Genomic DNA, 23,790 nt, shown 5'->3' with positions numbered 1-23,790 from the left:
GCTCCCCGGACCCCGAGACCACGACTACATGTCAGGAACGGCCTTACGGCGCGGTCTTGACGGTGATCTTCTTGGCGATGATATCGGCCTTGGCCTTCTCCACCGCGGCGGTGACGTCAGCCATCTTCTTGTACTCGGGGTTGGAGTCGGCCAGGCCGACGCCGTCCTTGTCGAGGCCGTAACGGATCTCACCGGTCTGCGGCTTGCCGTCCTGGACCGACTTGATCACGTTGAAGACCGAGTCCGACACGTCCTTGGTGACCGAGGTCAGGATGTGCTCCTTGTACTTCGCCAGGCCGGCCTGGTTGTACTGGTCGGAGTCGACGCCGATGGCCCACTTGCCCTTGCCCGCGGTGGCCTCGATGGCACCCGAGCCGGCGAGACCGGCGGCGGCGTAGATCACGTCGGCGCCGGCGTCGAGCTGGCCCTGAGCGGCGGCCTTGCCGAGGTCGGGCTTGGAGAAGCCGTCGAAGTTCGGCGGCTGGGTCAGGTACTGGCTGAGCACCTTGGCGTTCGGGTTGGTGTCCTTGACGCCCTGGGTGAAGCCCGCCTCGAACTTCTTGATCAGCGGAACCTCGACACCGCCGATGAAGCCGACCGTGCCGGTCTTGGACGCCTTGGCGGCGGCGACGCCGGCCAGGTAGGAGCCCTGCTCCTCGTTGAAGACCAGGTTGGCGATGTTCTCGCCGGTGACCGAGGTGTCGTCGATGATGCCGAACGTGGTCTTCGGGAACTTCGGCGCGACCTTCTTTATGGCCGGGGCGTACGAGAAGCCGACGCCGATGACCGGGTTGTTGCCCTTGCGGGCAAGCTCGGTGAGGCGCTGGACCTTGTCGGCCTCACCCTCGCCATCGGTCGGCTCCGCCTCGGCGGTCTTGATCTTGAGGTCGTTCTTGGCCTTCTCGAGACCCGCGAAGGCGGCGTCGTTGAACGACTGGTCGCCGCGGCCACCGATGTCGTACGCGATGGCGGCACTGGCAGCAGCAGCGCCCGCCGACGGGGAAGAGCTGGTGTCCGACGACTTCTTTCCGCCACAGGCGGTGGCCGAGAGGGCCAGCGCCGCGGACGCGATGCCCACGGTGGCGATCCTGGTGATCCGGCGCAAGGGGAGGCTCCTTCAAAACCTGACCGAAGCGCCACGACCGGCGCTGGTTTCGCGGCGATCGTAACGCGCGTAGATGTCAGTTAAAGGCCCGTTCATGAGTCGTTATCGGATCGTCGCGAACCGGACAGTGACCGATCGGTAACTGGTCCTGCACCCAGCCCTTGTGTACCAAGGGCTGGACACGTCCGACGGGCGACACGCGGATGTTGTACCGATCTTCAGCCGATCGGCCTTGCCCGGCGCCCGTCGAGCAGCACGGCGGCCGTGAAGAACTCCACGCCGACGGCGATCGCGGACTCGTCCACGTCGAAGTCGCCGCGGTGCAGATCGTGCTTCGCGGTGTCACCGGGCGTACGCACTCCGAGGCGGGCCATGGCGCCCGGGACGTGCTCCAGGTACCAGGAGAAGTCCTCGCCGCCCAGGCTCTGCTCGGTGTCCTCGACCGACTCGGCGCCGCGCCGGACCGACATCGCCTCGCGGAGCAGTTCGGTGACCACCGGGTCGTTGACCACCGGCGGCACCCCGCGGACGTGGTTGATCTCGAACTTGGCCCCGTGCATGGTCGCGACCTCGTCGATCGCCGCGTGGATCATGTCGGGGGCGACGTGCCAGGCGTTCAGGTCCAGGCACCGTACGGTTCCGGACAGCTCGGCGTGCATGGGGATGACGTTGCAGGCGTGCCCGGCCTCGATCCGGCCCCAGGTGACCGACATGCCCGAGCGGGCGTCCATCCGGCGGGTCAGCAGGGCCGGGACGTCCACGGCCACCCGGGCGGCGGCCGTCACCAGGTCGGTCGTCAGGTGCGGGCGCGCGGTGTGCCCGCCGGAGCCGGAGAGGCTGATCTCCAGCCGATCGCAGGCCGAGGTGATGGGCCCGGGCCGCAGCCCGATCCGCCCGGCGTCCACCCGCGGATCGCAGTGCACGGCGATCATCTTGCCCACGCCGTCCAGGACCCCCGCGTCGATGGCCTCGGTGGCGCCTCCCGGGAGTACTTCCTCGGCGGGCTGGAAGAGCAGCCGCACGGGGCGGGGCAGCAGACCCTGGCGGTCGAGCTCGGCGAGCACCAGTCCGGCGCCGAGGACGACGGTGGTGTGCACGTCGTGGCCGCAGGCGTGGGCGCGGTCGGGGTAGATCGAGCGGTACGAGACGTGGGTCTTGGCATCCGGAATGGGCAGGGCGTCGATGTCCGCACGCATGGCCAGCATCGGCCGCCCCCGGTCCCAGGTCCCGATGTCACAGACCAGGCCCGTGCCGCACGCCAGCACCCGTGGTCGGAGGCCGGCTTTTTCGAGCCGGGCCTTGATCGCCGCCGTGGTGCGGAATTCCTGGTGTCCGAGCTCCGGGTGCATGTGCAAGTCCCGGCGGAAGGCGATCAGTTCGGCACGCAGGTGGTCCGGAAGCTTGCCTGGCAGCTCAGGCCGCTCGGACACGGAGGGCTGGTCGGTCTGGGACTCGCGGGACATCAACTGGGTCACCTGTTGAAGGGTAGGCGCACCCATGGGTCAACTGGCCGGGGATCACGAAAAGTTCATGCCGTTAGGGGAAAGAAACCCGGCCTCTGGACGCATGACCGGATGCGCCCGGGGGTAAACTCGCGCGCTCACCCGGCCGCCGGAGCCGCCTGAGCGGGCAGTCTGCGCACATCACGGGCGGTGTCGGTGACCCCGGCGAGGAACCCGCGGGCGCGCGGCGACGCGGACCCGGTCAGCCAGGCGGGGTCGATATCGCATACGGCGACCGTGACGCCCGTACCGGTCAGTGCGTACGGCAGGGTGTGGACGACTGTGGACGGAAAGCTGACGATCGTCCGGCCGACCGGGCCGCGCCGGGCGATCAGCTCCAGCGGCAGGTCCGGGCGGACGATCTCCAGCCCGGTCGCCTCGCTCAGCGCGCGCAGCTTCTCCGGGGACTCCCGGCGGTGCGCGAAGTACCGGGTGGCGCCGTGCTCCCGGGTCAGGGCGCGCACGGCGTCGAGGTAGCACGCCGGGTCGACCACTCCGGTCTCCACGAGGGAGGTGCCGACCAGGTCGGTGCCCTTGGTCAGGCGCGGCGGGCCGAAGCGGGCGCGGGTCCAGGCGAAGTCGTTGACCCGGAGCGTCATCGCGCCGTGGGCGGTCACGGGCATCGAGCTGAACACCTCGACGCGCCGGGCTGCGCCCGTGCCGGTGGCCTTGCCCGGTTTGAAGCGGCGCCGGGCGGTCGCCGAGACCGGCGCGTACGCGAGCTCGCGCACCCGGCCGGGCAGTCCTCCGCCGCCGACCCGGTGCCAGCGGACGAGCCGTTCGCCGCGGGCCGTCTGGGCGATGAATTCCATGGTGGCGGTGCCGTCGTCGACCACGACGAGCTCCTCGGCCCGCACGAGGGTCAGCAGCAGCTGCACGTAGCGGGAGAAGGGGTCTCCGACGACGACCGTGCGCGCCGCGCGTACGTCGCGGGACAGCGCGGCGAGCGCCTTCAGGGGTGCGAGCCGGCCCCCGCGGGCCTCCTGCCAGCGGACCTCGTGGCCTTCGTCCCGGGCGAGCGCCGCCATCCGGCGCAGCTGGCCGCGGGACATCGGGTCGGTGGGCGGCAGGACGACGATCCGCAGGGCGGGTGCGGCGGCGGCCCCGGCCGGGCGCTCCGAGCCCCCGGCCGGCTGGCGCGGGACCCCGTCCAGCAGCGGGCCGCGGGGTGCGCGGCCGTGCGCGTACGCCCACTCCAGCACGTTCAGGAGCTGGACCGGGCTCTCGACGAAAGCCAGGGTGGTGGCTGAAGTGGGCATCACGTACTCCTCGGCAGGGGACGGGATCTCGTACGCGCCGGACCGCGGGCCGGGTCAGACGGCGGCGAGCTCGCCCTGGACGCGGCGGAGCTTCTTCATGGGGCCGAGCTCGGACTCGTAGACGCGCTTGACGCCGTCGCCGAGGGCGGTCTCGATGGTGCGGATGTCGCGGACGAGGCGGGCGAGGCCGCCGGGCTCGACGGAAGCGGCCTGGTCGGAGCCCCACATCGCGCGGTCGAGGGTGATGTGGCGCTCGACGAAGGCGGCGCCGAGGGCGACGGCGGCGAGGGTGGTCTGCAGGCCCGTCTCGTGGCCGGAGTAGCCGATCGGAACGTTGGGGTACTCCTCCTGGAGGGTGTTGATCACCCGCAGGTTGAGCTCCTCGGCCTTGGCCGGGTACGTCGAAGTGGCGTGGCAGAGAAGGATGTTGTCGCTGCCGAGCACCTCCACCGCGTGGCGGATCTGCTTCGGGGTGGACATGCCCGTGGACAGGACGACGGTGCGGCCGGTGGTGCGCAGGGCACGCAGCAGCTCGTCGTCGGTGAGCGAGGCGGAGGCGACCTTGTGGGCGGGGAGGTCGAACTTCTCCAGGAAGGCGACGGCCTCGGTGTCCCACGGGGAGGCGAACCAGTCGATGCCGCGCTTGGCGCAGTGCTCGTCGATGGCGCGGTACTCGCTCTCGCCGAACTCGACCTTGTGGCGGTAGTCGATGTAGGTCATCCGGCCCCAGGGGGTGTCGCGCTCGATGTCCCACTGGTCGCGCGGGGTGCAGATCTCCGGGGTGCGCTTCTGGAACTTGACCGCGTCGCAGCCGGCTTCGGCGGCGGCGTCGATCAGGGCGAAGGCGTTGCCGAGGTCGCCGTTGTGGTTGATGCCGATCTCGCCGACCACGTAGACGGGCCGGCCGGGGCCCGCGGTGCGCGATCCGAAGGTGCGCAGGCGGGTGTTGGGGGAGGCGGTCATGGCAGGTGACGTCCTTCGGTGCGGGGGTGCGGGAGTGCGGGGTGCTGCCGGGTCACGGGGTGTTTCCGGGTCACGGGGCGTGGGCTGCGGGTCGGGTCGTACGTCGAGCAGTGGGGCGAGGAGGCGGGCGCGCTCCAGGTCGTGCGGGTCGTCGATCTCCAGGACCCGTGCGGGGTCGGTGGCGACGGGCAGGATGCGCCCGAAGAAGCGGTGGCGGGCGGTACGGAAGCCGGGGGCGTCCATGGCGTAGGCGGCGCCGGTCTCCAGCAGGTCCTGGGGGCGGTCCTGGCGCCGGGGGCGGTACGTCGTCTCGTGGTTGACGCCGGTCCCGGCTCCGTCGGGGTCCTCCCGCCAGAGGAAGCCGTGGAAGGGGGCCACGGTCAGGGCGGAGTCGGCGGCGCCGGAGGCGACGGCCGCGGCGACGGACTCGACGTCGGAGGCGGCCAGGAAGGGGCTGGTGCACTGGACGAGGAGGACCACGTCCACGGTGAGGGAGTGCAGCTCCTCGAAGGTGGTGAGGGAGTGCAGCAGGGCTGCCTCGCTGCTCGCGGTGTCGCCGGAGATCGCGGTGGGGCGGGCGATCACGTCGGCGCCCGCGGCCCGGGCGACGGCGGCGATCTGCGTGGAGTCGGTGGAGACCACCACGTCGGTGACGGTCGGCGCGGCGAGGCAGGCCTGGACGGCGCGGGCGACCAGCGGGATGCCGGCGACCTCGGCGAGGTTCTTGCCGGGCACTCCCTTGGAGCCGCCGCGCGCGGGGATGACGGCCAGGACGCGGGGGCTCACAGCTCTCCCATCCGGCGGATCACGGGGGCCACGCGCTGCACGCCGTGCCGGTAGGCCCCGCGGGCGGCCTCGCGCAGGTGGGCGCGGAGCCGGCGGCGCAGCCGGGACTGCCCGGCCGTCTGCCGCACCGCGCCGGGCAGCGCGGTGCCGTCGGGCGCGAGGTGCTGGCGCGCGAGGATCCCGGGCAGGTACCGGGGGGCGGTGGTGAGCGTGTAGTACGGGGCGACGGGCGGGAGCTCGGCTTCGGCCAGCAGGCCGTCGGCTTTCGCGCGGGCGGCGGCGTAGGGGTCCCCGCTTCCGGCGACGCCCTGGGCCGCGAGCCACTCGGGGTCCCCTTGCGGCAGCAGACCGGCGTCGAGCTGGTCCCAGGAGGCCAGGCAGCCGGAGCCCAGGAAGTGGTGGTTGCCGAGGGATTCGCGGATGCCGAGGTCGGTGAGGACGGCCGTCGGGATGGACCGGTTCAGGGACTCCAGGGCGGCGGTGGAGGAGACGGTGACGAGCAGGTCGGTACCGTCCAGGACCTCGCCCATGTTCCCGTACACCAGTCGGCAGTTGGGCGGGAGTCCGCCGGGGAGCTTGGCGGCGAGCCGCTGGTACGGCTGCTCCTCCAGGTGCGTGGTGTGCTCCCCCGGCCTGCTGCGCAGTTTGATCAGCACCTCGCGCTCCGGGTGCAGCCGCGCGTGCCCGGCGGCCCGTTCCAGCAGGTACGCGCGGTCGGCGCGGCTCTCGGGTACGGAGGGCTGGACGGCGAAGACCACCGTGTGGGTCCGGCTCCCGGCGGGCTCGTACGGGGCCCCGCCGAGGAAGGGCAGCGCGGTCTCGGTGACGGCGCCGGTGTCCGCGCCGACGCCTTCGTACACGGCGCGGAACCGCTCGGCGTCGTGCCGGGAGTTGGCGAGGACGAGGTCGGCGCCGTGCCGCAGCAGCAGCCCGTCGGCGAGCTTCTCGTACACGACGCCGACGTAGCCGGTGACGAGGACGGGGCGGGCCGCCGGTTCGGGCCACAGGGCGCGGGCCCCGTGCAGGACTGCCTGGACGGCCCCGCCGACGAGGGCGAGGACGACCACGTCGTACTGCTCCCGCCCGATCTCGGCGAGGAATTCGGCGCAGGTCACCTCGGCCGGCCGGTCACCCTGGACCCCCACTTCGCCGAGCTGGCGCGCGGTGGGTGTGGCTCGGCCGCGCAGCAGGTATCCGGCGAGTTGGTGGTCGGGCACGAGACGGCGGGCGGTGAGCGCGCCCCATTTCCATCGCGTGTCGGAATCGGCGAGTACGGCGACGCGTTTGCGTTCTGGCACGCGGCAGAAGCTATTCCGCAATTTCGGTGATCGGCCCAACGAACGCACAACAGCGGGTTAACAACGCGTCGACTGAATGCGAAAGAGCCCGGGTTAACGCGTCCGCCCCGCTTCGTTCATGTGGAATCCGCATCCGGGCCATGGTTAATGCCGAACGGCGCCCTAATGTCTCGCAGGTGCCCAAGCTCTCTGTTGTCGTGCCGTTCTACAACGTGCAGACATATGCACCGGATGCCCTGAAGAGTCTCGAACTCAATGCCCGGGACGATTTCGAGTTCCTGCTCGTCGACGACTGCTCGACGGACGGGACCCCCGGCCTGCTGGAGCGGGCCGCGCGCGAGCTGCCCGGGGCGGTGCACCTCAGACACGGGCAGAACGGCGGCCTGGCCACCGCCCGGAACACCGGCCTGGACGCGGCCCGCGGCGAATACGTGGCCTTCCTGGACGGGGACGACTGGCTGGCCCCCGGCCACCTGGCCCGGACCCTGGCCGCCATCGAGGCCCTGAACTGCGATTTCGTCCGTACCGACCATGTGAAGTGCACGGGCAGGTCCCGCAGCGTGCAGCGGGTTCCGTACGGGCCGCAGTCGGTCGTCGCCGATCCGCGCACCGCGATCCTGCCGGCCGACCGGGCCACTTCGGTGGACTACCCGTACGCCTGGGCCGGCATGTACCACCGGCGGCTGCTGGACCGCGGGGTGCTGCACTTCACCGACGGGCTGCGGACGGCGGAGGACCGGCCGTGGATCTGGCGGCTGCACCGGGAGGCCCGGTCCTTCGCCGCGGTCGGACTGCCCGGAATCTTCTACCGCCGCGGGGTCGCCACCTCGTTGACGCAAATCGGTGACGAACGGCAGCTCGATTTCATCCGCGCATTCGATCAAGTGATCTCGGACGTCCTTGCGGACCGGGAATCCGATCTCCTTCTTCCGAAAGCCGTCCGAACATATTGCGCGATCATCGCGCACCATTTCGGTGCCGTCGAGAGGTACGAACCGGCCGTGGCCAGAAAACTCCGATCGATGAGCACGGCGGCGCTCGGGCGCATGCCCCAGGACGTACTCGACCACGTCCTGGACTCGATGGACACGGAACGCTCCACCCTGCTGCGCCGCGTGCGCGGCCGCCGCCGCAGCACGTCGGGAGCGGCCGCCTGATGCCCACACAGATCTTCCTGGCCTCCACCCTCTACGGGGCCGCCACCCTCGCGGCCGGCATCGACGCGGGCTCCTTCCCGTCCGCCGACCGCCGCATCCTGCTCACCAGCAACCACTCCGTCACCGCCGAGGTCAGCCCCGGCATCGCGGACATGCCGGGTTTCGCCGCCCTGCGCACCCGCTTCGACGAGGTGCTCGACTGGAACCGCGTCATCGAGCCGCAGCACCCGAGCACCTGGGCCCCGCGCGCGGAGGACGTCCCGCTGTGGGAGCGGCAGCTGCGCGCCCTGTGGGGTCTGGGCGAGGACCGCGTCGAGCTGATCGTGGAGTCCCTCCAGGTACCGCCCGCGCAGACCCTGTGCCGGCTCTTCCCGGGCGCGGCGGTCGACGTCTACGCGGACGGCCTGATGAGTTACGGGCCCACGCGTTTCCGCCTCGACCCGCAGCTCGGGATGCGGGTGCGGCGCGTACTCCACCTGGACCTGGTGCCGGGGCTGGAGCCGCTGCTGCTGACGGAGTTCGGGGTACGGGTCGAGCTGGTGCCCTCGGAGCCGTTCCTGAAGGTCCTGGCGGAACTGCCCTCGCACGACGCGGACCTGGACGGGATCGGGGAGTCCCCCGCGCTGCTGCTGGGCCAGTACCTCTCGGCGCTCGACCTCATGACCCCGGACCAGGAGGAGGAGCTGCACGTCTCGATGGTCCGCGGCGCGCACGCCCTGGGCCACACCGAGCTGGTCTTCAAGCCGCACCCCAGCGCCCCGGCCGCCTACTCGCGCCGCGCGGAGGCGGAGGCCGAGCGGCTCGGCGCCCGCCTCACCGTGATCGACACCCCGGTCCTGGCCGAGGCCCTCTACCAGCGGCTGCGCCCGGCGCTGGTGGCCGGCTGCTTCTCCACCGGTCTGCTGACCGCGGCCACGCTGTACGGGCTGCCGGTGGCGCGGACGGGTACGGAGGCCGTACTGGCCCGTCTGGCCCCGTACCCGAACAGCAACCGCGTCCCGCTGGTCCTGGTGGACGCGCTGCTCCCCGACCTCGCGGACGCGGAGGCGGTGCGCTCCTGGACTCCCCCGACGCCCGAGCGGGTCCGGGCGGAGTCGGCCGGGCTGCTGACCGCGGTCGGGTTCACCATGCAGCCGCAGATCCTCGCGGCGCGCCGCCCGGTGGCCGAGGCCTACCTGGCCCGGCATCTGACCACCAGCACCTGGCGCTACTTCACCCGCCGCCGGCTGTCCGCGCTCGGCCTGCCGGGCGGCATCCCCGCCCAGCTGTCGTTCCTGCCGCGGAGCCGGGCGGTGCGGCGGGTGGCGCGGAGGCTGCGCCGCGTCCTCGGCTGACGGGCCTGCGGTGACGGGCCTGCGGTGACGGCCTCAGCTGACGGCGAGTTTGGCGGCGAAGCCCAGGAAGAGCACGCCCGCGGCCGAGGTGGCCCCGACCGACAGCCTCTTGCGGCGGCGGAAGGCCGCCGAGAGGCGGGTGCCGCCGAATATCAGCAGCGTCAGGTACAGGAAGCTGCCCGTCTGCAGCAGTCCGCCCAGGACCAGGAACGACAGGGCCGGGTGGGCGTAGGACGGATCCACGAACTGCACGAAGAAGGACATCAGGAAGAGGATGGCCTTCGGGTTGAAGAGGCTGATCAGCAGCGCCCGCCGGTAGGGCCGCTCGGTCTCGCCCGGGTCGGCGGGGGCGCCGGCCTCCTCCTCGGCCCGCGCCTGGCGCGTGCGCCACAGCGCCCAGGCGCCCCGCATCATGCCCACGGCCAGCCACGCCAGGTACCCGGCGCCGAGGAACTTGACCACCGTGAAGACCAGCGGGCTCGCCTTGAGCAGTGCCCCGGCGCCCACGGCGGTCAGCAGCATCAGCACGGCGTCGCCGGTGAACACCCCCGCGGCGGCCTTGTACCCGGTACGCACCCCGCGGCGAGCGGCGACGGACAGCACGTAGAGCGAGTTCGGCCCCGGCAGCAGAATGATCAGTACCAGGCCGGCGAGATAAGTCGGAAGATCTGTCACACCCAGCATGGGCAGGAGTGTCCCATAGGGTTACACCTGTCGCGTCATCGATTTCACCAGTTGGAATCCGCCGGTTCGTACGCGCCCCACACCTCCCGCAGCGCCCCGCACACCTCCCCCACCGTGGCCCGGGCCCGCAGCGCCTCCTTCATCGGGTACAGCACGTTCTCCGTCCCCCCGGCCGCCTCCCGAACCGCCGCGAGCGCCGCCGTCACCGCCGCCCCGTCCCGCTCCGCCCGCAGCCGGGCCAGCGCCGCGCACTGTCGCGCCTCGATCTCGGGGTCCACGCGCAGCGGCTCGTACGGCTCCTCCCGCTCCAGCGCGAAACGGTTCACGCCGACCACCACCCGCTCCCCGCTCTCGGTCTCCTGCGCGATGCGGTAGGCGTTCCGCTCGATCTCGCCCTTCTGGAAGCCGGCCTCGATCGCGGCCACCGCGCCGCCCTGCGCCTCGACCCGCCGCATCAGGTCGAGCGCGGCCGCTTCCAGGTCGTCCGTCATCCGCTCCACCGCGTACGAGCCGGCGAAGGGGTCCGCCGTCTGCGGCACGTCCGTCTCGTACGCGAGGACCTGCTGGGTGCGCAGCGCGAGGCGGGCGGACTTCTCCGTGGGCAGCGCGATGGCCTCGTCGAAGGAGTTGGTGTGCAGCGACTGCGTGCCGCCCAGTACGGCCGCCAGTGCCTGCACGGCCACCCGTACGAGGTTCAGCTCGGGCTGCTGTGCCGTCAGCTGGACCCCCGCCGTCTGGGTGTGGAAACGCAGCATCAGCGACTTCGGGTCCCGGGCCCCGAACTCCTCGCGCATGACGCGGGCCCAGATCCGCCGGGCGGCGCGGAACTTCGCGACCTCCTCCAGCAGGGTGGTGCGGGCGACGAAGAAGAAGGAGAGCCTGGGCGCGAACTCGTCGACCGCCATCCCGGCCGCCAGGGCCGTACGGACGTACGCGATGCCGTCGGCGAGGGTGAAGGCCACCTCCTGCGCGGGCGAGGCCCCCGCTTCGGCCATGTGGTAGCCGGAGATGGAGATGGTGTTCCACTTCGGGATCTCGGCCCGGCAGTAGCGGAAGGTGTCGGCCGTGAGCCGGAGCGAGGGCTCGGGCGGGAAGATGTACGTCCCGCGGGCGATGTACTCCTTCAGGACGTCGTTCTGCACCGTCCCGGTCAGCTGCGCGCCCTCGATCCCCTGCTCCTCGGCGACCAGCTGGTAGAGCAGCAGGAGCAGCGCGGCGGGCGCGTTGATGGTCATGGAGGTGGAGACCCGGTCGAGGGGGATCCCGTCGAACAGGGTCCGCATGTCGTCGAGCGAGTCGATCGCGACCCCGACCTTGCCGACCTCGCCGTGCGCGAGAGGGGCGTCGGAGTCGTGACCCATCTGGGTCGGCAGGTCGAAGGCGACGGACAGGCCGGTCCCGCCGCCCGCGATGAGCTGCCGGTAGCGCGCGTTGGACTCGGCCGCCGTGCCGAATCCGGCGTACTGCCGCATCGTCCACGGCCGGCCGGTGTACATCGTCGGATAAATCCCCCTGGTGTAGGGGAAATCACCCGGAACGCCCAATTCGGTCTCCGGGTCCCGCCCCGTCAGGTCGCCGGGGCCGTAGACGGGTTCGATCGGGATGCCGCTCTCGGTGCGTGCCATGTGACGTAAACCTCCATAGAGCGACCGGCCCCGGGACTGGTACAACCGTCCCGCCCCATCGCGTAAGGCTGCGGACGGCCCCTGGTCACAATGGCGCAACATCCCGGGTCCGAGCGCAACTCTCCACGCACGCGAGGCATCACCTACATACACGACGTAGAAACCGGGGGGACTGCAATGCAGCGCCAGAGATTGATAATCCGCACGATCGGGGTGGCAACCGCCGTCGCGCTCGCCGCGACCGCCTGCGGGCCGCAGAAGTCGGAGTCGGCCGGCTCCGCTTCCTCGGCCCCCTCTTCGCCCACGGCGGCCGCCACCCCCGAAGCCTCTCCGACCACCGACGGCAAGCCCGGCGACGCGTCGCCGTCGGCCTCTCCGTCCGCGTCGGCGTCCGCGTCCCCGTCGGCGTCCGCCTCGCCTTCGCCGACGGTGAAGCAGATCATGGCCAACGGAGACGACACCGAGCAGGTGCGCGAGCTCCAGGCACGCCTGAAGCAGCTCAAGTTCATGTCGGTCGCGCCGACCGGCTTCTACGGCACGAAGACCACCGCGGCGGTCAAGTCCTTCCAGTCGAAGCACTCCCTGAACGCGACCGGTTCGGTCGACGAGGCCACCTGGAACAAGATCCAGAGCTCCTCGAAGAAGCCCACCGCCGACGAGCTGCGCCCGCCGACGGAGAACGAGGCGGACGCGCCCGACCCGCGCTGCATGGAGGGCCGGGTCATGTGCATCAGCAAGGAGAGCCGCACCCTCGCCTGGATGATCGACGGCAAGGTCGTCTCCACGATGGACGTGCGCTTCGGCTCGGAGAACACCCCGACCCGCGAGGGCGTGTTCAACGTGGGCTGGAAGGCCAAGGACTGGACGTCGACGATCTACCACACGCCGATGCCGTACGCGATGTTCTTCAGCGGCGGCCAGGCGGTGCACTACTCGGCCGACTTCGCGGCCCGCGGCTACGCCGGCGCCTCGCACGGCTGCGTGAACGTCCGGGACAAGAAGAAGCTGTCGGCCCTCTTCGACCAGGTGCAGGTCGGCGACAAGGTCGTCGTCTACTGGTGAGCCGGGCGGCGGCCGCAGGCCGGTGGTCGGAAGTTAGTGGCGCGGGCAGGGCCGGGGGAACGTGCCCCGCCCGCGCCGTTTGCGCAGAGCCCAGGGGTACGGGGGGAACCCCGGCTCATGCGCAGCCGATGACCAGTCGGCTCGTTATGTACTGCGCCGCCGATTCGAAAAGTGTTACAGGCTGCTCGATGCGGGTTGTGAGAGCCGGTCGGGCAGGGCCGCCGAGGCCCCCGGGAGCGGCGGTGCCACGGTCGGGGCCTTGACCGACCCGGCACCCGTACCGCCCACGGACATGCCCGGGGAGTCCATGCGCTTGCCGTCGTCGACGACGCCGTCCAGCAGCGCCCCGCAGTAGGACGGGATACGAGCGAGGCCGCGGGCCAGGTGTGAGAGCCGCTCGCGCCGGTCGTCGTTGAGCCGGCCGGACCGGTAGTCCTTGCAGAGGTCCACGGCCCGGCGCATGTTCTCCCGGTCCTGGTCGCGGTCCTTGCTGTCGCCGCCGAAGAAGTCCGGGGTTCCGTCCGTCCGGGACTTGCCGTCCTTGCCGTCCTTGCCCGTGCCACCGGTGGCGGGCGTACCGGACGAGAATCCGCCGGCGGACGCCGTACCGCTCGCGGACGTACCCGGCTGCTGCGTCGGGCCCGTGGAGGCCGACGGACTCGCGCCGTCCCGCAGCGGGGTGGGGCGCAGCTGCGGGCTGAGCGTCGAGGCCCCGCTGCCGTCGCCCGGGGTGGGCACGCCGTCGGCGCTCACCGACATCGCGGGGCCCGGCCCGGCGGTGTCGTGCCGCGACTGGTCCAGCAGCCCGGCGCCCGCCGCGGCGGCCAGTCCGCCGACCGCGACGCTCGCGAGGGCCGCCGCCAGACCGAACCGCACCGTCCGAGCGCGCCGGGGCGCGGGAACGCGGAAGGCGGCGGAGGCGCGGCCGATGTCGACCAGGGGTTCGCCGGAGAACGCCGCGGACTCGCGGCGTTCGGAGCGTTCGGTGCTTGCGGGCGTGGCCGCGGAGCCGCCGCGCGCCGCGAGGAAGGCGGCCACCGCCGCGGCCTCGCCGGGCAGTTCCCCGGTCGCGGGCGGCGGTCCGGCCAAGGCGTCGAGGGCAGCGCGCAGCCGGGCGGCTTCGCGCCGGTCCCGCGGGTCGGCGTCCGGTCCCGCAGGTTCCGCCGGTTCACCGCGCAGCAGTTTGTCCGCGGCGGCGCTGTCCAGCCACCTGTCGCGCTCGTCGGCCATCACATGTCCTTCTGCGTCCGCCAACGTGAATGCGTCACACCGGTTTTTTCTACGAGGCCCCCGCCGTGGCCGCGCTGTGCGGGTACGGCGTCGAGATCCCTCCCGCCCCCGCCGCCCCGCGCCTGGCCACCGGCATTATGGCCGACGCGCGGCCCCCGGTCCGAGTCCGGTACCGAGTCCGGCGCGAAGTCGCCCTCCGCGTCCTGCGCTCCGAGCAGCTCCGCGAGCTTCTTCAGGCCGCGGTGAGCGGCGGTGCGCACGGCGCCGGGCCGCTTGCCGAGCGTCTCGGCCGCGCTCTTCGCGTCCAGGCCGACCACGACCCGCAGGACGACGGCCTCGGCCTGGTCCTGCGGGAGCTGCGCGATGAGCGCCATCGTCGTGCCGGTGGACAGGGACTCCATCGCCGCGACCGCGGTGTCGCTGTCGGCGGCCCAGCCGGTGAGCTCGGTGTCGTCGCCGCCGATGGCGGGGCGACGGCCGCGCATGCGGATGTGGTCGAGGGCCCGGTTGCGGGCGATGCGGGCGGCCCAGCCCCGGAAGCGGTCGGCGTCGCCGGCGAAGGAGTCGAGGTCGCGGGCGATCTGCAGCCAGGCCTCGGAGGTCACGTCTTCCGCGTCGCCGTCCCCGACGAGCGTGCGTACGTATCCGAGCAGCCGTGGGTGCACGGCACGGTACACAGCACGGAACGCGTCCTCGTCGCCGTCCTGTGCCGCGAGCACCGCGGCGGTCAGCTCCGCGTCGTCCCCCAGCAAAGTCCCCAACCCGTTCACTGTCCTGTACGTCTGGCGCAAATCAGCACGTTACGGCTTTCCCGCACCTTCGTCCACGAGTTGTACAACGAGCAACCAATCCTGCGCGGAGCGAGGTGTGACACAAAACGCACTCAGGACGCTGACAGGGATACGGGCTTGTCGCACGAGCCCGTGACGGATGGCGGCTGGGGCCTCTCCTGTGGGGGGTGGCGGCCTCGGCCGCCCTCCTTATCCCGATCCCGGGCGCTGCCCCGTCGAGGTCCACGGTACCCACGTCATCCTTTCGGCTCACTTCCGGGTGAAATCCCCGAATGGGTACGACACGCCTTGCCCTGCGTCTATAGCGTGGCCGTACACCCGCGCCACGCCCCGAGGAGCCCCCCGCTGTCCAGCCACCTTCCGGCACAGTCCCATGGGGGCATCCCTCCGGGGGCCCTTTCCGGACAGAGTCCGGGAGAGAAGTCCGGAGGAAGCCCCGGTCCTTCCCACGGCTGCGGGCTGGCCCGGTTCAACGCCCTGTCCCCCGAGGCCGCCCAGGCGGCCCTGATGCAGTGCTGCGGAAGCCGCCGCTGGGCGCACCGGGTCTCCACGCACCGCCCCTACCCCGATCTCGGCACGCTGATCGCCGCCGCGGACGAAGCCTCGTACGACCTCTCGCAGGCCGACCTCACGGAGGCACTGGCCGCCGAGTGCTCGGAGGAGCTGGGCCACGGGGCCTCGTACGCGGCGCTGCTGGCCCTCGACGCGGCGCACGCCGAGTACGAACGGAAGTTCGGCCACGCCTTCGTGATCTGTCTCGACGGGCATCCGCCGGAGGAGCGGGTGGCCCATCTGCTGGCCGCGATCCGCCGCCGGATGGGTCACGAGGAGGACGAGGAACGCTCGATCTCCGCCGACGAGCTGCGCCGTGTCGCGCAGGCCCGATTGTGCGACCTGACACATTGGCTGACGTCGGCGGATGGTCTGTCCGGGGCGGAAACGGGGCTATTCGCCCCTGTGGGATAGCCCGTCCGAGCCTGTTTGATCACACCGATGGCCCCCGCGCGAAGGAACCGACAAAGCGTCGCTACGATGTCCGGGGCCGGTGGACCGTACCCGGCCGGGCCCGACCGACAAAGAAGCCGGCTGGCCCCCGCCCCGCTTCCGGAGGGTTTTCCGTGCCGGCTGGAACGTTGTACCGCGGCCGGGAAGGAATGTGGTCCTGGGTGGCTCATCGAGTCACCGGCGTCCTCATCTTCTTCTTCCTGTTCGTACACGTCCTCGACACCGCACTCGTCCGCGTCTCCCCCGAGGCGTACGACGATGTGGTGGCTACCTACAAGACTCCGATCGTCGCGCTGCTGGAGTACGGCCTCGTCGCCGCAATCCTGTTCCACGCGCTCAACGGTCTCCGTGTCATCGCCGTGGACTTCTGGTCCAAGGGCCCGCGCCACCAGAAGAAGATGCTCTGGTGGGTCGTGATCATCTGGGTCGTGCTGATGGCGGGTGCTCTGTACCCCGTACTCGGCCACGCCTACCTTGAACTGTTCGGGAAGTGACACGCATGTCTTCTGACACTTCTTCCGCCAAGGCCATCGGCGACGTCGAGGGCGCATCCCTCTACGACGCCGAGAACCCGGCGCCTTACATCGAGGCCCCGCGCAAGCGGACCGGCAAGACCCCGCGCTCGACCCGCGGGAACTTCGAGATGGTCGCGTGGCTCTTCATGCGCCTCTCGGGCATCGTTCTCGTCGTCCTCGTCATCGGCCACCTGCTGATCCAGCTGGTGCTCGACGGCGGCGTGTCCAAGATCGGCTTCGCCTTCGTGGCCGGCCGCTGGGCGTCCCCGTTCTGGCAGGTCTGGGACCTGCTGATGCTGTGGCTGGCCATGCTGCACGGCGCCAACGGTCTGCGTACCGTCATCAACGACTACGCGGAGCGCGCCAACACGCGGCTGTGGCTGAAGGGCCTGCTCTACACCGCCACGGTGTTCACCATCCTTCTGGGCACGCTGGTGATCTTCACCTTCGACCCGAACATCCGCTAGGCAACGGGGCTGAGGCGAAACCAATGAAGATCCACAAGTACGACACCGTCATCGTCGGCGCAGGTGGCGCGGGCATGCGCGCCGCCATCGAGTCGACGAAGCGCAGCCGCACCGCGGTGCTGACGAAGCTCTACCCCACCCGCTCCCACACGGGCGCCGCGCAGGGCGGCATGGCCGCCGCGCTGGCCAACGTGGAGGACGACAACTGGGAGTGGCACACCTTCGACACGGTCAAGGGCGGTGACTACCTGGTCGACCAGGACGCCGCCGAGATCCTGGCGAAGGAGGCCATCGACGCCGTCCTCGACCTGGAGAAGATGGGCCTGCCGTTCAACCGCACGCCGGACGGCACCATCGACCAGCGCCGCTTCGGCGGCCACTCGCGCAACCACGGCGAGGCCCCGGTCCGCCGGTCCTGCTACGCCGCGGACCGCACGGGCCACATGATCCTCCAGACGCTGTACCAGAACTGCGTCAAGGAGGGCGTGGAGTTCTTCAACGAGTTCTACGTCCTGGACCAGCTCCTGGTCGAGGAGGACGGCGTCAAGAAGTCGGCCGGTGTGGTCGCGTACGAGCTCGCCACCGGCGAGATCCACGTGTTCCAGGCCAAGTCCGTCATCTACGCCTCCGGCGGCACCGGCAAGTTCTTCAAGGTGACCTCCAACGCGCACACCCTCACGGGTGACGGCCAGGCGGCCTGCTACCGCCGCGGCCTGCCGCTGGAGGACATGGAGTTCTTCCAGTTCCACCCGACGGGCATCTGGCGCATGGGCATCCTGCTGACGGAGGGCGCCCGCGGTGAGGGCGGCATCCTCCGCAACAAGGACGGCGAGCGCTTCATGGAGAAGTACGCGCCGGTCATGAAGGACCTCGCGTCCCGTGACGTCGTCTCGCGCTCCATCTACACCGAGATCCGTGAGGGCCGCGGCTGCGGTCCGGCCGGTGACCACGTGTACCTGGACCTGACGCACCTGCCGCCGGAGCAGCTCGACGCGAAGCTCCCGGACATCACCGAGTTCGCGCGTACGTACCTGGGCATCGAGCCGTACACGGACCCGATCCCGATCCAGCCCACCGCGCACTACGCCATGGGCGGCATCCCGACCAACGTCGAGGGTGAGGTCCTCTCGGACAACACCACCGTCGTCCCGGGCCTGTACGCGGCCGGCGAGGTCGCGTGCGTGTCGGTGCACGGCGCGAACCGCCTGGGCACCAACTCGCTGCTGGACATCAACGTCTTCGGCAAGCGCTCGGGCATCGCCGCGGCCAAGTACGCGCACGAGAACGACTACGTCGAGCTGCCGGAGAACCCGGCGCAGCAGGTCGTCGACCTCGTCGAGCAGCTGCGCGACTCCACGGGCAAGGAGCGGGTCGCCGACCTGCGCCTGGAGCTCCAGGAGACGATGGACGCGTGCGTGATGGTGTTCCGTACGGAGCAGACCATCAAGACCGCGGTCGAGAAGATCGCGGAACTGCGCGAGCGCTACAAGAACGTGTCCGTCCAGGACAAGGGCAAGCGCTTCAACACGGACCTGCTGGAGGCCATCGAGCTGGGCAACCTGCTCGACCTGGCCGAGGTCATGGCCGTGTCCGCGCTGGCGCGCAAGGAGTCCCGCGGCGGTCACTACCGCGAGGACTACCCGAACCGCGACGACGTCAACTTCATGCGCCACACCATGGCGTACCGCGAGGTCGGCGACGACGGCAAGGACTCCGTCCGGCTGGACTACAAGCCCGTCGTCGTCACCCGCTACCAGCCGATGGAGCGTAAGTACTGATGGGCACCCCGACCCTGAGCAAGACGGACCAGATGGAGGCCGCGGCCGCGGCTTCGCCCTTCATCACGGTCACGTTCCGGATCCGCCGCTACAACCCCGAGATCTCGGACGAGGCGCAGTGGCAGGACTTCCAGATCGAGATCGACCCGAAGGAGCGCGTGCTCGACGGTCTCCACAAGATCAAGTGGGACCTCGACGGCACGCTGACCTTCCGCCGCTCGTGCGCGCACGGCATCTGCGGCTCCGACGCGATGCGGATCAACGGCAAGAACAGGCTCGCCTGCAAGACGCTGATCAAGGACATCAACCCGGAGAAGCCGATCACGGTCGAGGCCATCAAGGGCCTCACCGTGATGAAGGACCTTGTCGTCGACATGGAGCCCTTCTTCCAGGCGTACCGCGACGTCATGCCGTTCCTGGTCACCAAGGGCAACGAGCCGACGCGTGAGCGCCTGCAGTCCGCCGAGGACCGCGAGCGCTTCGACGACACCACCAAGTGCATCCTGTGCGCCGCGTGCACGTCCTCGTGCCCGGTGTTCTGGAACGACGGCCAGTACTTCGGCCCGGCGGCGATCGTCAACGCGCACCGCTTCATCTTCGACTCGCGTGACGAGGCCGGCGAGCAGCGGCTGGAGATCCTCAACGACAAGGACGGCGTGTGGCGCTGCCGCACGACCTTCAACTGCACCGACGCGTGCCCGCGTGGCATCGAGGTCACGAAGGCGATCCAGGAAGTGAAGCGCGCGCTGATCACGCGTCGCTTCTGATTCCCCCTCCTTGACGCGGCAAGGCCCGCACCCCTCCTCGGGGTGCGGGCCTTGTGCGTACTCGGGGGCGCGTCAGGGTCGGGTGGGGGCCGTCCCCCATAGCCGGTGGATCTTCCTCACGGCAGGCTTACGGCCATGAAGGACTCCGCGAATTCCGTGAACTCCGCCACCCGCAGGGCCCGTTGGACCACCCTGGTCGCCACCGGTCCAAGGGCGGCATGGTCTCCAACGCCCCCGACCTGGAACGGTTCATGGCGGCGCTGCTGCGCGGCCGGCTGCTGAAGTCCGCCCAGCAGCGGCAGTTGTTCACCATGCCGGCGCTCTCGGAGGGCAACGTGGACCGGTACAGCATGAGCGGCATGATGCGCGCCGAGGCCGACGGCGCCGTCGTCTGGGGCAAGACCGGCTCCATGGGCCCGTCCACCAGCGGGGTGTTCGCGACCGAGCGGGGCGGCCGCACCGTCGTCTACTCGCTCGTCCCCGCCCCCAACGACCGTGCGCAGATGCGCGTTCACCTCGGCCGCCTCATCACTGCGGCGCTCTGGCGGGTACAGCCCGGAGGGCCGCTGTGGAAGGATCAGCGGCATGAGCGAGCAGCAGCCGAATCCGTACGCGGGCAACCCCGGCCAGGGCGGGCAGCCCGGCATGCCCGGCCAGGGTGACTATAAGTGGGGCCCCGGCGAGCCGAGTTACGGCTACCCGCAGCCCTACCCGGCGGCCGGGCCCCCGGCCTACCAGCCGACCATGGGCGCGGGCATCCCGGCCCCCGTCCCCGCGCCCGCCCCGATGAACGGCGCCGGCGTGTCCCTCGGCGACATCACGGTCGTGGGGGACCAGATCATCACGCCGTCGGGCAACATGCCGCTGCGGGGCGCGGTCTGGAACGCGACGGACTTCTCGCGCACCGAGGAGAAGATCCCGACCCACGCGATCATCCTCGCCGTCATCTTCTTCCTGTTCTGCCTGCTGGGCCTGCTGTTCCTCCTGATGAAGGAGAAGAAGACCACGGGCTACATCCAGGTCTCGGTGACCAGCGGCGGCCGCCACCACTCCACGATGATCCCGGCCCAGGACCAGAGCACCTTCCCGTGGGTGATGTCGCAGCTCAACTTCGCGCGGTCGCTGAGCCTCTGAGGGGGCGTCCGGGCGGGGCGAAACACCGGCGAATCACCGGGGCGAATCACCGCGGGCGAAAAACGCGGTGGCGGGCCCCGCGCCCACCCGCCAGGATCGGCGCGTGATCATCTCCTTTGACGTGGCCGGGCCCGTCGACGCCCCCGCCGTCGTCCTGCTCCACTCCTCCGTCTGCGACCGGCGCATGTGGGACACCCCGTACGCGGCCCTGGCCGACGCCGGGTTCCGCGTGGTCCGGCCCGACTTCCGGACCTGCGGGGACTCCCCCGCCGCGCAGACCCCGTACACCGACGACGGCGACGTCGTCGCGCTGCTGGACCGGCTCGGCATCGAGCGCGCCGCGCTCGTCGGCTCCTCCTACGGCGGCCGGGTCGCCCTGCGGATCGCCGCCCTGCACCCGGAGCGCGTGACCCGCCTGGCCCTGCTCTGCGCGGGCCGCCCGGGGCACCGGCCCGGCTCGCCGCAGGTGCGGGAGTTCGGCGCCGCCGAGGACGGGCTGCTGGCCGCCGGCGACCTGGAGGGGGCGGCCGCGCTGAACGCCCGCACCTGGCTCGGCCCGGACGCCGATGAGGCCGCGCACGCCCTCGTACGAGCCATGCAGCTGCGGAACTTCCAGGGCTCCGCGCACCTCACCGAGGACCACGAACTCCCCGAGCCGGACATCGACTTCGCCGCCGTCACCGCCCCGGTCCTCGCGGTCGGCGGCGCCCACGACCTCCCCGACTTCCGCGCCGTCGCGGCCGAGCTCCCGTCCCTCGTCCCCGGCGCCCGCCACCTGGAGCTCCCCTGGGCGGGCCACCTGCCCTCGCTGGAGCGCCCCGCGGAGATCACCGAGCTGCTCCTGGAGTTCCTCCACCCGATCCGGTGACGCGGGCGCCTTCCGGCCGCGTAGGTCTTCGCCTTCCGGCCAGGGCGTCCTCGTCGGGCGGCTTGAAGATCATCAACGGGATGGGGAGGGTTTCACATGGGCATGAACGCGAAGAGGTTCGGTCTCATCGGAGCGGTGGTGCTGCTGGGAGCGGGAGGGGCGAGTGGTGCGTTAGCGGCGCCTGCTGAAGATCTCCCCCGGCCGGTGCCCAGCGGTGCGGAACTGTCCGTCCGTCCCGGGGAGCGGGTCATCGTGACGACCGAGGCCATGAGGTCCGGGGACGCGTTCAGCGGTGTCCGGGTGACCTCACCGGCCTTCGCCGCCGACGGCACCTTCCGGATGGACGACCTCCTCCTCAAGGCGGTGGCGACAGTCTCCTGCACCACCGAGCCCGGTTCCTACGAGGTGCGGTTCGGCTCGCCCCTCGGTGACGAGAACGCCTCCAAGATCGACCGGCTGTGGGGCAGGATCCAGGTGGCCCCGGCCGATGCGGCGGAGCGGGCGGAGTGCGCGCGGCAGGTGGCCGCGCGGCCGCCCGAGTCCATGGAGGAGCGGTACCCCGCGGGCTCGGAGTGGCCGTCATCGCCCTGGGACGTGCGTTCCGTACCGGCTGGTGGGGAGCTGCATGCCACGGACGGTCTGGAGATGGGACACGACGGCATGGTCGAGCTGACGTCCCCCGGGTTCACGGGGCCGGTGGTCATGCGCGGCGCCAAGCTGGTGAGCGCCACGGTCCGGATCCGGTGCGACGCCCAGCCCGGCCTCTACGTCGTGCGCTGGAACGAGAAGGGCAAGCCCGCCAAGGAGTGGGCCCGCTACCGGGTGACACCCCCCGCGGCAGACTGCCGCGACGCGGCGTCCCCGCCCCTGGCGGGCGGCGCACGGCCGTGGGCGCCCTGGGCGTACGGGGCAGCCGCCGCCCTGGCGGCAGCCGGCCTCGCTGCGGGGTTGCGGTTGCGGTACCGGCGAGGCCGGTCGGCCTGAGACGAGTCCGGCAGGGACGGCTCTGCCCTCCACGCCGCAAGCCGTCAGGCCTTCTTGCGGCGGCCGAGGCCCAGGCCCAGGCCGGCAGCCACCAGGAGGGCCGCCGCGAGGACGATCGCCGCGTCGGTCGCCAGGACCGTGCGGACCCCGTCGAAGAGCGAGGCCTGGGTGGTGGCCACGACGCCGAGCAGCGGGATGCCGATCGTGATGCCGACCTGCTGGGTGGTGGTGACCAGGCCGGTCGCCAGGCCCTGCTCCTCGTCGGGCACGCCGCTCGTCACGACCAGCCCGTACGAGATGATCGCGCCGAGGTGGCACATGCTGGCCAGCGAGACCGCGACGGTCGCCAGCAGTGCGCCCGAGTCCGTGCCCACGGCCAGCAGCGCGGCGCCGAACGCCCCCTGCCCGAGCAGCGATCCGACCAGGACGCGGCGCGCGCCGAAGCGGCCGATGGCCCTGGGGGCGTAGGAGCCGGCGAGGACGGACGCGACGCCCTGGACGCCGAACACCAGACCGGTCCGGAAGGACGACAGTTCCAGCGTCTCCTGGAGGTAGAGGGTCAGGACGAAGATGACCGTCGACATCATCGAGAACGTCACCAGCCCGGCGATGTTGCCCCACGCGACCGTACGCCGCTTCAGCATCGGCAGCGACACCAGCGGCGCCGCGGCCTTCGACTCCACCACCACGAACGCGGCGAGCAGCCCGACCCCGACGACCAGCGTGCCCCAGACGTCCACGTCGCCGAAGCCGCGCTGGGCCGCCGTCGACAGGGAGTAGATCAGCGCGAGCAGACCGCCGGTCACGGTGACGGCTCCGGGCACGTCCAGCCGCGGACGCTCGGGGGTACGGGACTCCGGCAGCAGCCCGGGGGCGAGGACCAGTACGACCACCGCGGCGACCGCGAGCAGGCCCATGGTGGAGCGCCAGCCCAGGGTGTCGGTCATGACTCCGCCGAGCACCATGCCGATGGTGAAACCGAGGGACAGCAGGGTGCCGGAGATGCCGAGCGCCTTGTCGCGCAGCGGCCCCTCGGGGAAGGTCGTGGTCAGCAGGGACATGCCGGTCGGCACGATGACCGCCGCGCCCAGGCCCTGCAGGGCGCGCCCGGCCAGGAAGGACGCCGGGTCCCAGGCGAGGGTCGCGAGCAGCGAGGCCGCGCCGAACAGCACGAGGCCGGTCAGGAACAGCTTCTTGCGGCCGAACAGGTCGGCGATCCGGCCGAAGAGGAGCAGGAAGCCGCCGGACGGCAGGGCGAACGCGGTGACCGCCCACTGGAGGGCGGACCTGCTCAGCCCGAGGTCCTTGCCGAGCACCGGCAGGGCCACGTTCAGTACGGAGAAGTCGAGCGCCACCATGAACTGGGCGGCGCAGAGCACGAAGAGGACCAGCTTGGCCCGGCCGGAGAGCCGGTCGTTCTCGGGGACCGCCGTGCGCGGCCCGGTGGTTGTCGTCTGTGTGTCTATCGCCATGGCC

General features: G+C 71.2%; 23 protein-coding genes and 1 pseudogene. 12 read left to right on the top strand and 12 right to left on the bottom strand.

Going from position 1 to position 23,790, the window contains the following annotated elements; all coding sequences use genetic code 11:
* Window positions 1-43: 43 nt before the first annotated feature.
* The 6 genes and pseudogenes from OG737_RS18775 to OG737_RS18750 form a co-directional block, all read right to left on the bottom strand.
* Window positions 44-1,105 (bottom strand): BMP family ABC transporter substrate-binding protein, encoded by a 1,062-nt coding sequence (locus tag OG737_RS18775; RefSeq protein WP_328927278.1) that lies wholly within the window; start codon window positions 1,103-1,105, stop codon window positions 44-46.
* A 218-nt stretch (window positions 1,106-1,323) separates the two neighbouring features.
* Window positions 1,324-2,568 carry an amidohydrolase gene (locus OG737_RS18770; RefSeq protein WP_328930388.1) on the bottom strand — a complete coding sequence of 415 codons (1,245 nt, stop codon included), beginning with the start codon at window positions 2,566-2,568 and terminating at the stop codon, window positions 1,324-1,326.
* Between the two features lie 137 nt (window positions 2,569-2,705).
* Window positions 2,706-3,866: a hypothetical protein gene (locus tag OG737_RS18765; protein WP_328927277.1), complete on the bottom strand. Its 1,161-nt coding sequence runs from the start codon at window positions 3,864-3,866 to the stop codon at window positions 2,706-2,708.
* 54 nt (window positions 3,867-3,920) lie between these two features.
* The gene (locus OG737_RS18760) at window positions 3,921-4,829 is read right to left on the bottom strand and encodes an N-acetylneuraminate synthase family protein (RefSeq protein WP_328930387.1); all 909 of its coding nucleotides are present in this window, start codon (window positions 4,827-4,829) and stop codon (window positions 3,921-3,923) included.
* A gap of 408 nt (window positions 4,830-5,237) precedes the next feature.
* Window positions 5,238-5,615: pseudogene (locus tag OG737_RS18755) on the bottom strand (cytidylyltransferase domain-containing protein); the annotation flags it as partial.
* The gene (locus tag OG737_RS18750; RefSeq protein WP_328927276.1) at window positions 5,612-6,913 is read right to left on the bottom strand and encodes a DUF6716 putative glycosyltransferase; all 1,302 of its coding nucleotides are present in this window, start codon (window positions 6,911-6,913) and stop codon (window positions 5,612-5,614) included. The gene OG737_RS18750 and the pseudogene OG737_RS18755, both read right to left, overlap by 4 nt.
* Before the next feature lie 176 nt (window positions 6,914-7,089).
* Between OG737_RS18750 and OG737_RS18745 the strand changes: the two genes are divergently transcribed.
* The gene (locus OG737_RS18745) at window positions 7,090-8,070 is read left to right on the top strand and encodes a glycosyltransferase family 2 protein (protein ID WP_328927275.1); all 981 of its coding nucleotides are present in this window, start codon (window positions 7,090-7,092) and stop codon (window positions 8,068-8,070) included.
* The gene (locus OG737_RS18740) at window positions 8,070-9,404 is read left to right on the top strand and encodes a polysialyltransferase family glycosyltransferase (protein ID WP_328927274.1); all 1,335 of its coding nucleotides are present in this window, start codon (window positions 8,070-8,072) and stop codon (window positions 9,402-9,404) included. Before OG737_RS18745 ends, OG737_RS18740 begins: the two co-directional genes overlap by 1 nt.
* A 33-nt stretch (window positions 9,405-9,437) precedes the next feature.
* Here OG737_RS18740 and leuE read toward each other — a convergent pair whose 3' ends face one another.
* The 3 genes from leuE to OG737_RS18725 all read right to left on the bottom strand — a co-directional run bounded on the left by leuE (window position 9,438) and on the right by OG737_RS18725 (window position 12,156).
* On the bottom strand, window positions 9,438-10,088 hold the full coding sequence (leuE, locus tag OG737_RS18735; protein ID WP_328927273.1) for a leucine efflux protein LeuE: 651 nt from the start codon (window positions 10,086-10,088) through the stop codon (window positions 9,438-9,440).
* A gap of 44 nt (window positions 10,089-10,132) precedes the next feature.
* Window positions 10,133-11,713, bottom strand: a complete 1,581-nt coding sequence (locus OG737_RS18730) for a methylmalonyl-CoA mutase (RefSeq protein ID WP_405678870.1) — start codon at window positions 11,711-11,713, stop codon at window positions 10,133-10,135.
* Between the two features lie 143 nt (window positions 11,714-11,856).
* Entirely contained in the window at window positions 11,857-12,156 is a 300-nt protein-coding gene (locus tag OG737_RS18725; protein WP_405921771.1) for a hypothetical protein, read from the bottom strand.
* On the opposite strand from OG737_RS18725, the gene OG737_RS18720 reads away from it, so the two are divergent.
* Complete coding sequence (locus OG737_RS18720; protein WP_405678874.1) at window positions 12,155-12,775, top strand: peptidoglycan-binding protein; 621 nt, start codon at window positions 12,155-12,157, stop codon at window positions 12,773-12,775. The two genes, OG737_RS18725 and OG737_RS18720, sit on opposite strands and share 2 nt — an antisense overlap.
* 174 nt (window positions 12,776-12,949) lie before the next feature.
* On the opposite strand, the gene OG737_RS18715 is transcribed toward OG737_RS18720, so the two are convergent.
* Both OG737_RS18715 and OG737_RS18710 read right to left on the bottom strand, forming a co-directional pair.
* Window positions 12,950-14,005 (bottom strand): hypothetical protein, encoded by a 1,056-nt coding sequence (locus tag OG737_RS18715; protein WP_405921770.1) that lies wholly within the window; start codon window positions 14,003-14,005, stop codon window positions 12,950-12,952.
* On the bottom strand, window positions 14,005-14,757 hold the full coding sequence (locus OG737_RS18710) for an RNA polymerase sigma factor (protein ID WP_328930386.1): 753 nt from the start codon (window positions 14,755-14,757) through the stop codon (window positions 14,005-14,007). Before OG737_RS18710 ends, OG737_RS18715 begins: the two co-directional genes overlap by 1 nt.
* A gap of 345 nt (window positions 14,758-15,102) precedes the next feature.
* Between OG737_RS18710 and OG737_RS18705 the strand changes: the two genes are divergently transcribed.
* From OG737_RS18705 to OG737_RS18665, 9 genes are all read left to right on the top strand, one after another.
* Window positions 15,103-15,762 carry a 2-oxo-4-hydroxy-4-carboxy-5-ureidoimidazoline decarboxylase gene (locus OG737_RS18705; protein WP_405678877.1) on the top strand — a complete coding sequence of 220 codons (660 nt, stop codon included), beginning with the start codon at window positions 15,103-15,105 and terminating at the stop codon, window positions 15,760-15,762.
* 152 nt (window positions 15,763-15,914) lie between these two features.
* On the top strand, window positions 15,915-16,295 hold the full coding sequence (gene sdhC / locus OG737_RS18700; protein WP_328927269.1) for a succinate dehydrogenase, cytochrome b556 subunit: 381 nt from the start codon (window positions 15,915-15,917) through the stop codon (window positions 16,293-16,295).
* A 5-nt stretch (window positions 16,296-16,300) separates the two neighbouring features.
* Window positions 16,301-16,783: a succinate dehydrogenase hydrophobic membrane anchor subunit gene (locus tag OG737_RS18695; RefSeq protein ID WP_328927268.1), complete on the top strand. Its 483-nt coding sequence runs from the start codon at window positions 16,301-16,303 to the stop codon at window positions 16,781-16,783.
* Window positions 16,784-16,806: 23 nt separating this feature from the next.
* A complete protein-coding gene (sdhA, locus tag OG737_RS18690) occupies window positions 16,807-18,561 on the top strand; it encodes a succinate dehydrogenase flavoprotein subunit (protein ID WP_328927267.1) in 1,755 nt (584 codons plus the stop codon).
* Window positions 18,561-19,328, top strand: a complete 768-nt coding sequence (locus OG737_RS18685) for a succinate dehydrogenase iron-sulfur subunit (RefSeq protein WP_328927266.1) — start codon at window positions 18,561-18,563, stop codon at window positions 19,326-19,328. Before sdhA ends, OG737_RS18685 begins: the two co-directional genes overlap by 1 nt.
* 53 nt (window positions 19,329-19,381) lie before the next feature.
* Window positions 19,382-19,990, top strand: a complete 609-nt coding sequence (locus tag OG737_RS18680; RefSeq protein WP_405921769.1) for a serine hydrolase — start codon at window positions 19,382-19,384, stop codon at window positions 19,988-19,990.
* The gene (locus OG737_RS18675) at window positions 19,914-20,462 is read left to right on the top strand and encodes a hypothetical protein (RefSeq protein ID WP_328927264.1); all 549 of its coding nucleotides are present in this window, start codon (window positions 19,914-19,916) and stop codon (window positions 20,460-20,462) included. Before OG737_RS18680 ends, OG737_RS18675 begins: the two co-directional genes overlap by 77 nt.
* A 103-nt stretch (window positions 20,463-20,565) precedes the next feature.
* Window positions 20,566-21,330: an alpha/beta fold hydrolase gene (locus OG737_RS18670; RefSeq protein WP_405678883.1), complete on the top strand. Its 765-nt coding sequence runs from the start codon at window positions 20,566-20,568 to the stop codon at window positions 21,328-21,330.
* Window positions 21,331-21,582: 252 nt separating this feature from the next.
* Window positions 21,583-22,314: a hypothetical protein gene (locus OG737_RS18665; RefSeq protein WP_405678885.1), complete on the top strand. Its 732-nt coding sequence runs from the start codon at window positions 21,583-21,585 to the stop codon at window positions 22,312-22,314.
* Between the two features lie 44 nt (window positions 22,315-22,358).
* Here the strand turns inward: OG737_RS18665 and OG737_RS18660 are convergent, their stop codons facing one another.
* On the bottom strand, window positions 22,359-23,786 hold the full coding sequence (locus tag OG737_RS18660; RefSeq protein ID WP_405678887.1) for an MFS transporter: 1,428 nt from the start codon (window positions 23,784-23,786) through the stop codon (window positions 22,359-22,361).
* Window positions 23,787-23,790: the final 4 nt, after the last annotated feature.

Origin of the sequence: Streptomyces sp. NBC_00122, assembly GCF_045160845.1 — a bacterium.
GTDB lineage: Bacteria > Actinomycetota > Actinomycetes > Streptomycetales > Streptomycetaceae > Streptomyces.
This window is presented reverse-complemented; position numbering and strand designations above follow the sequence as displayed.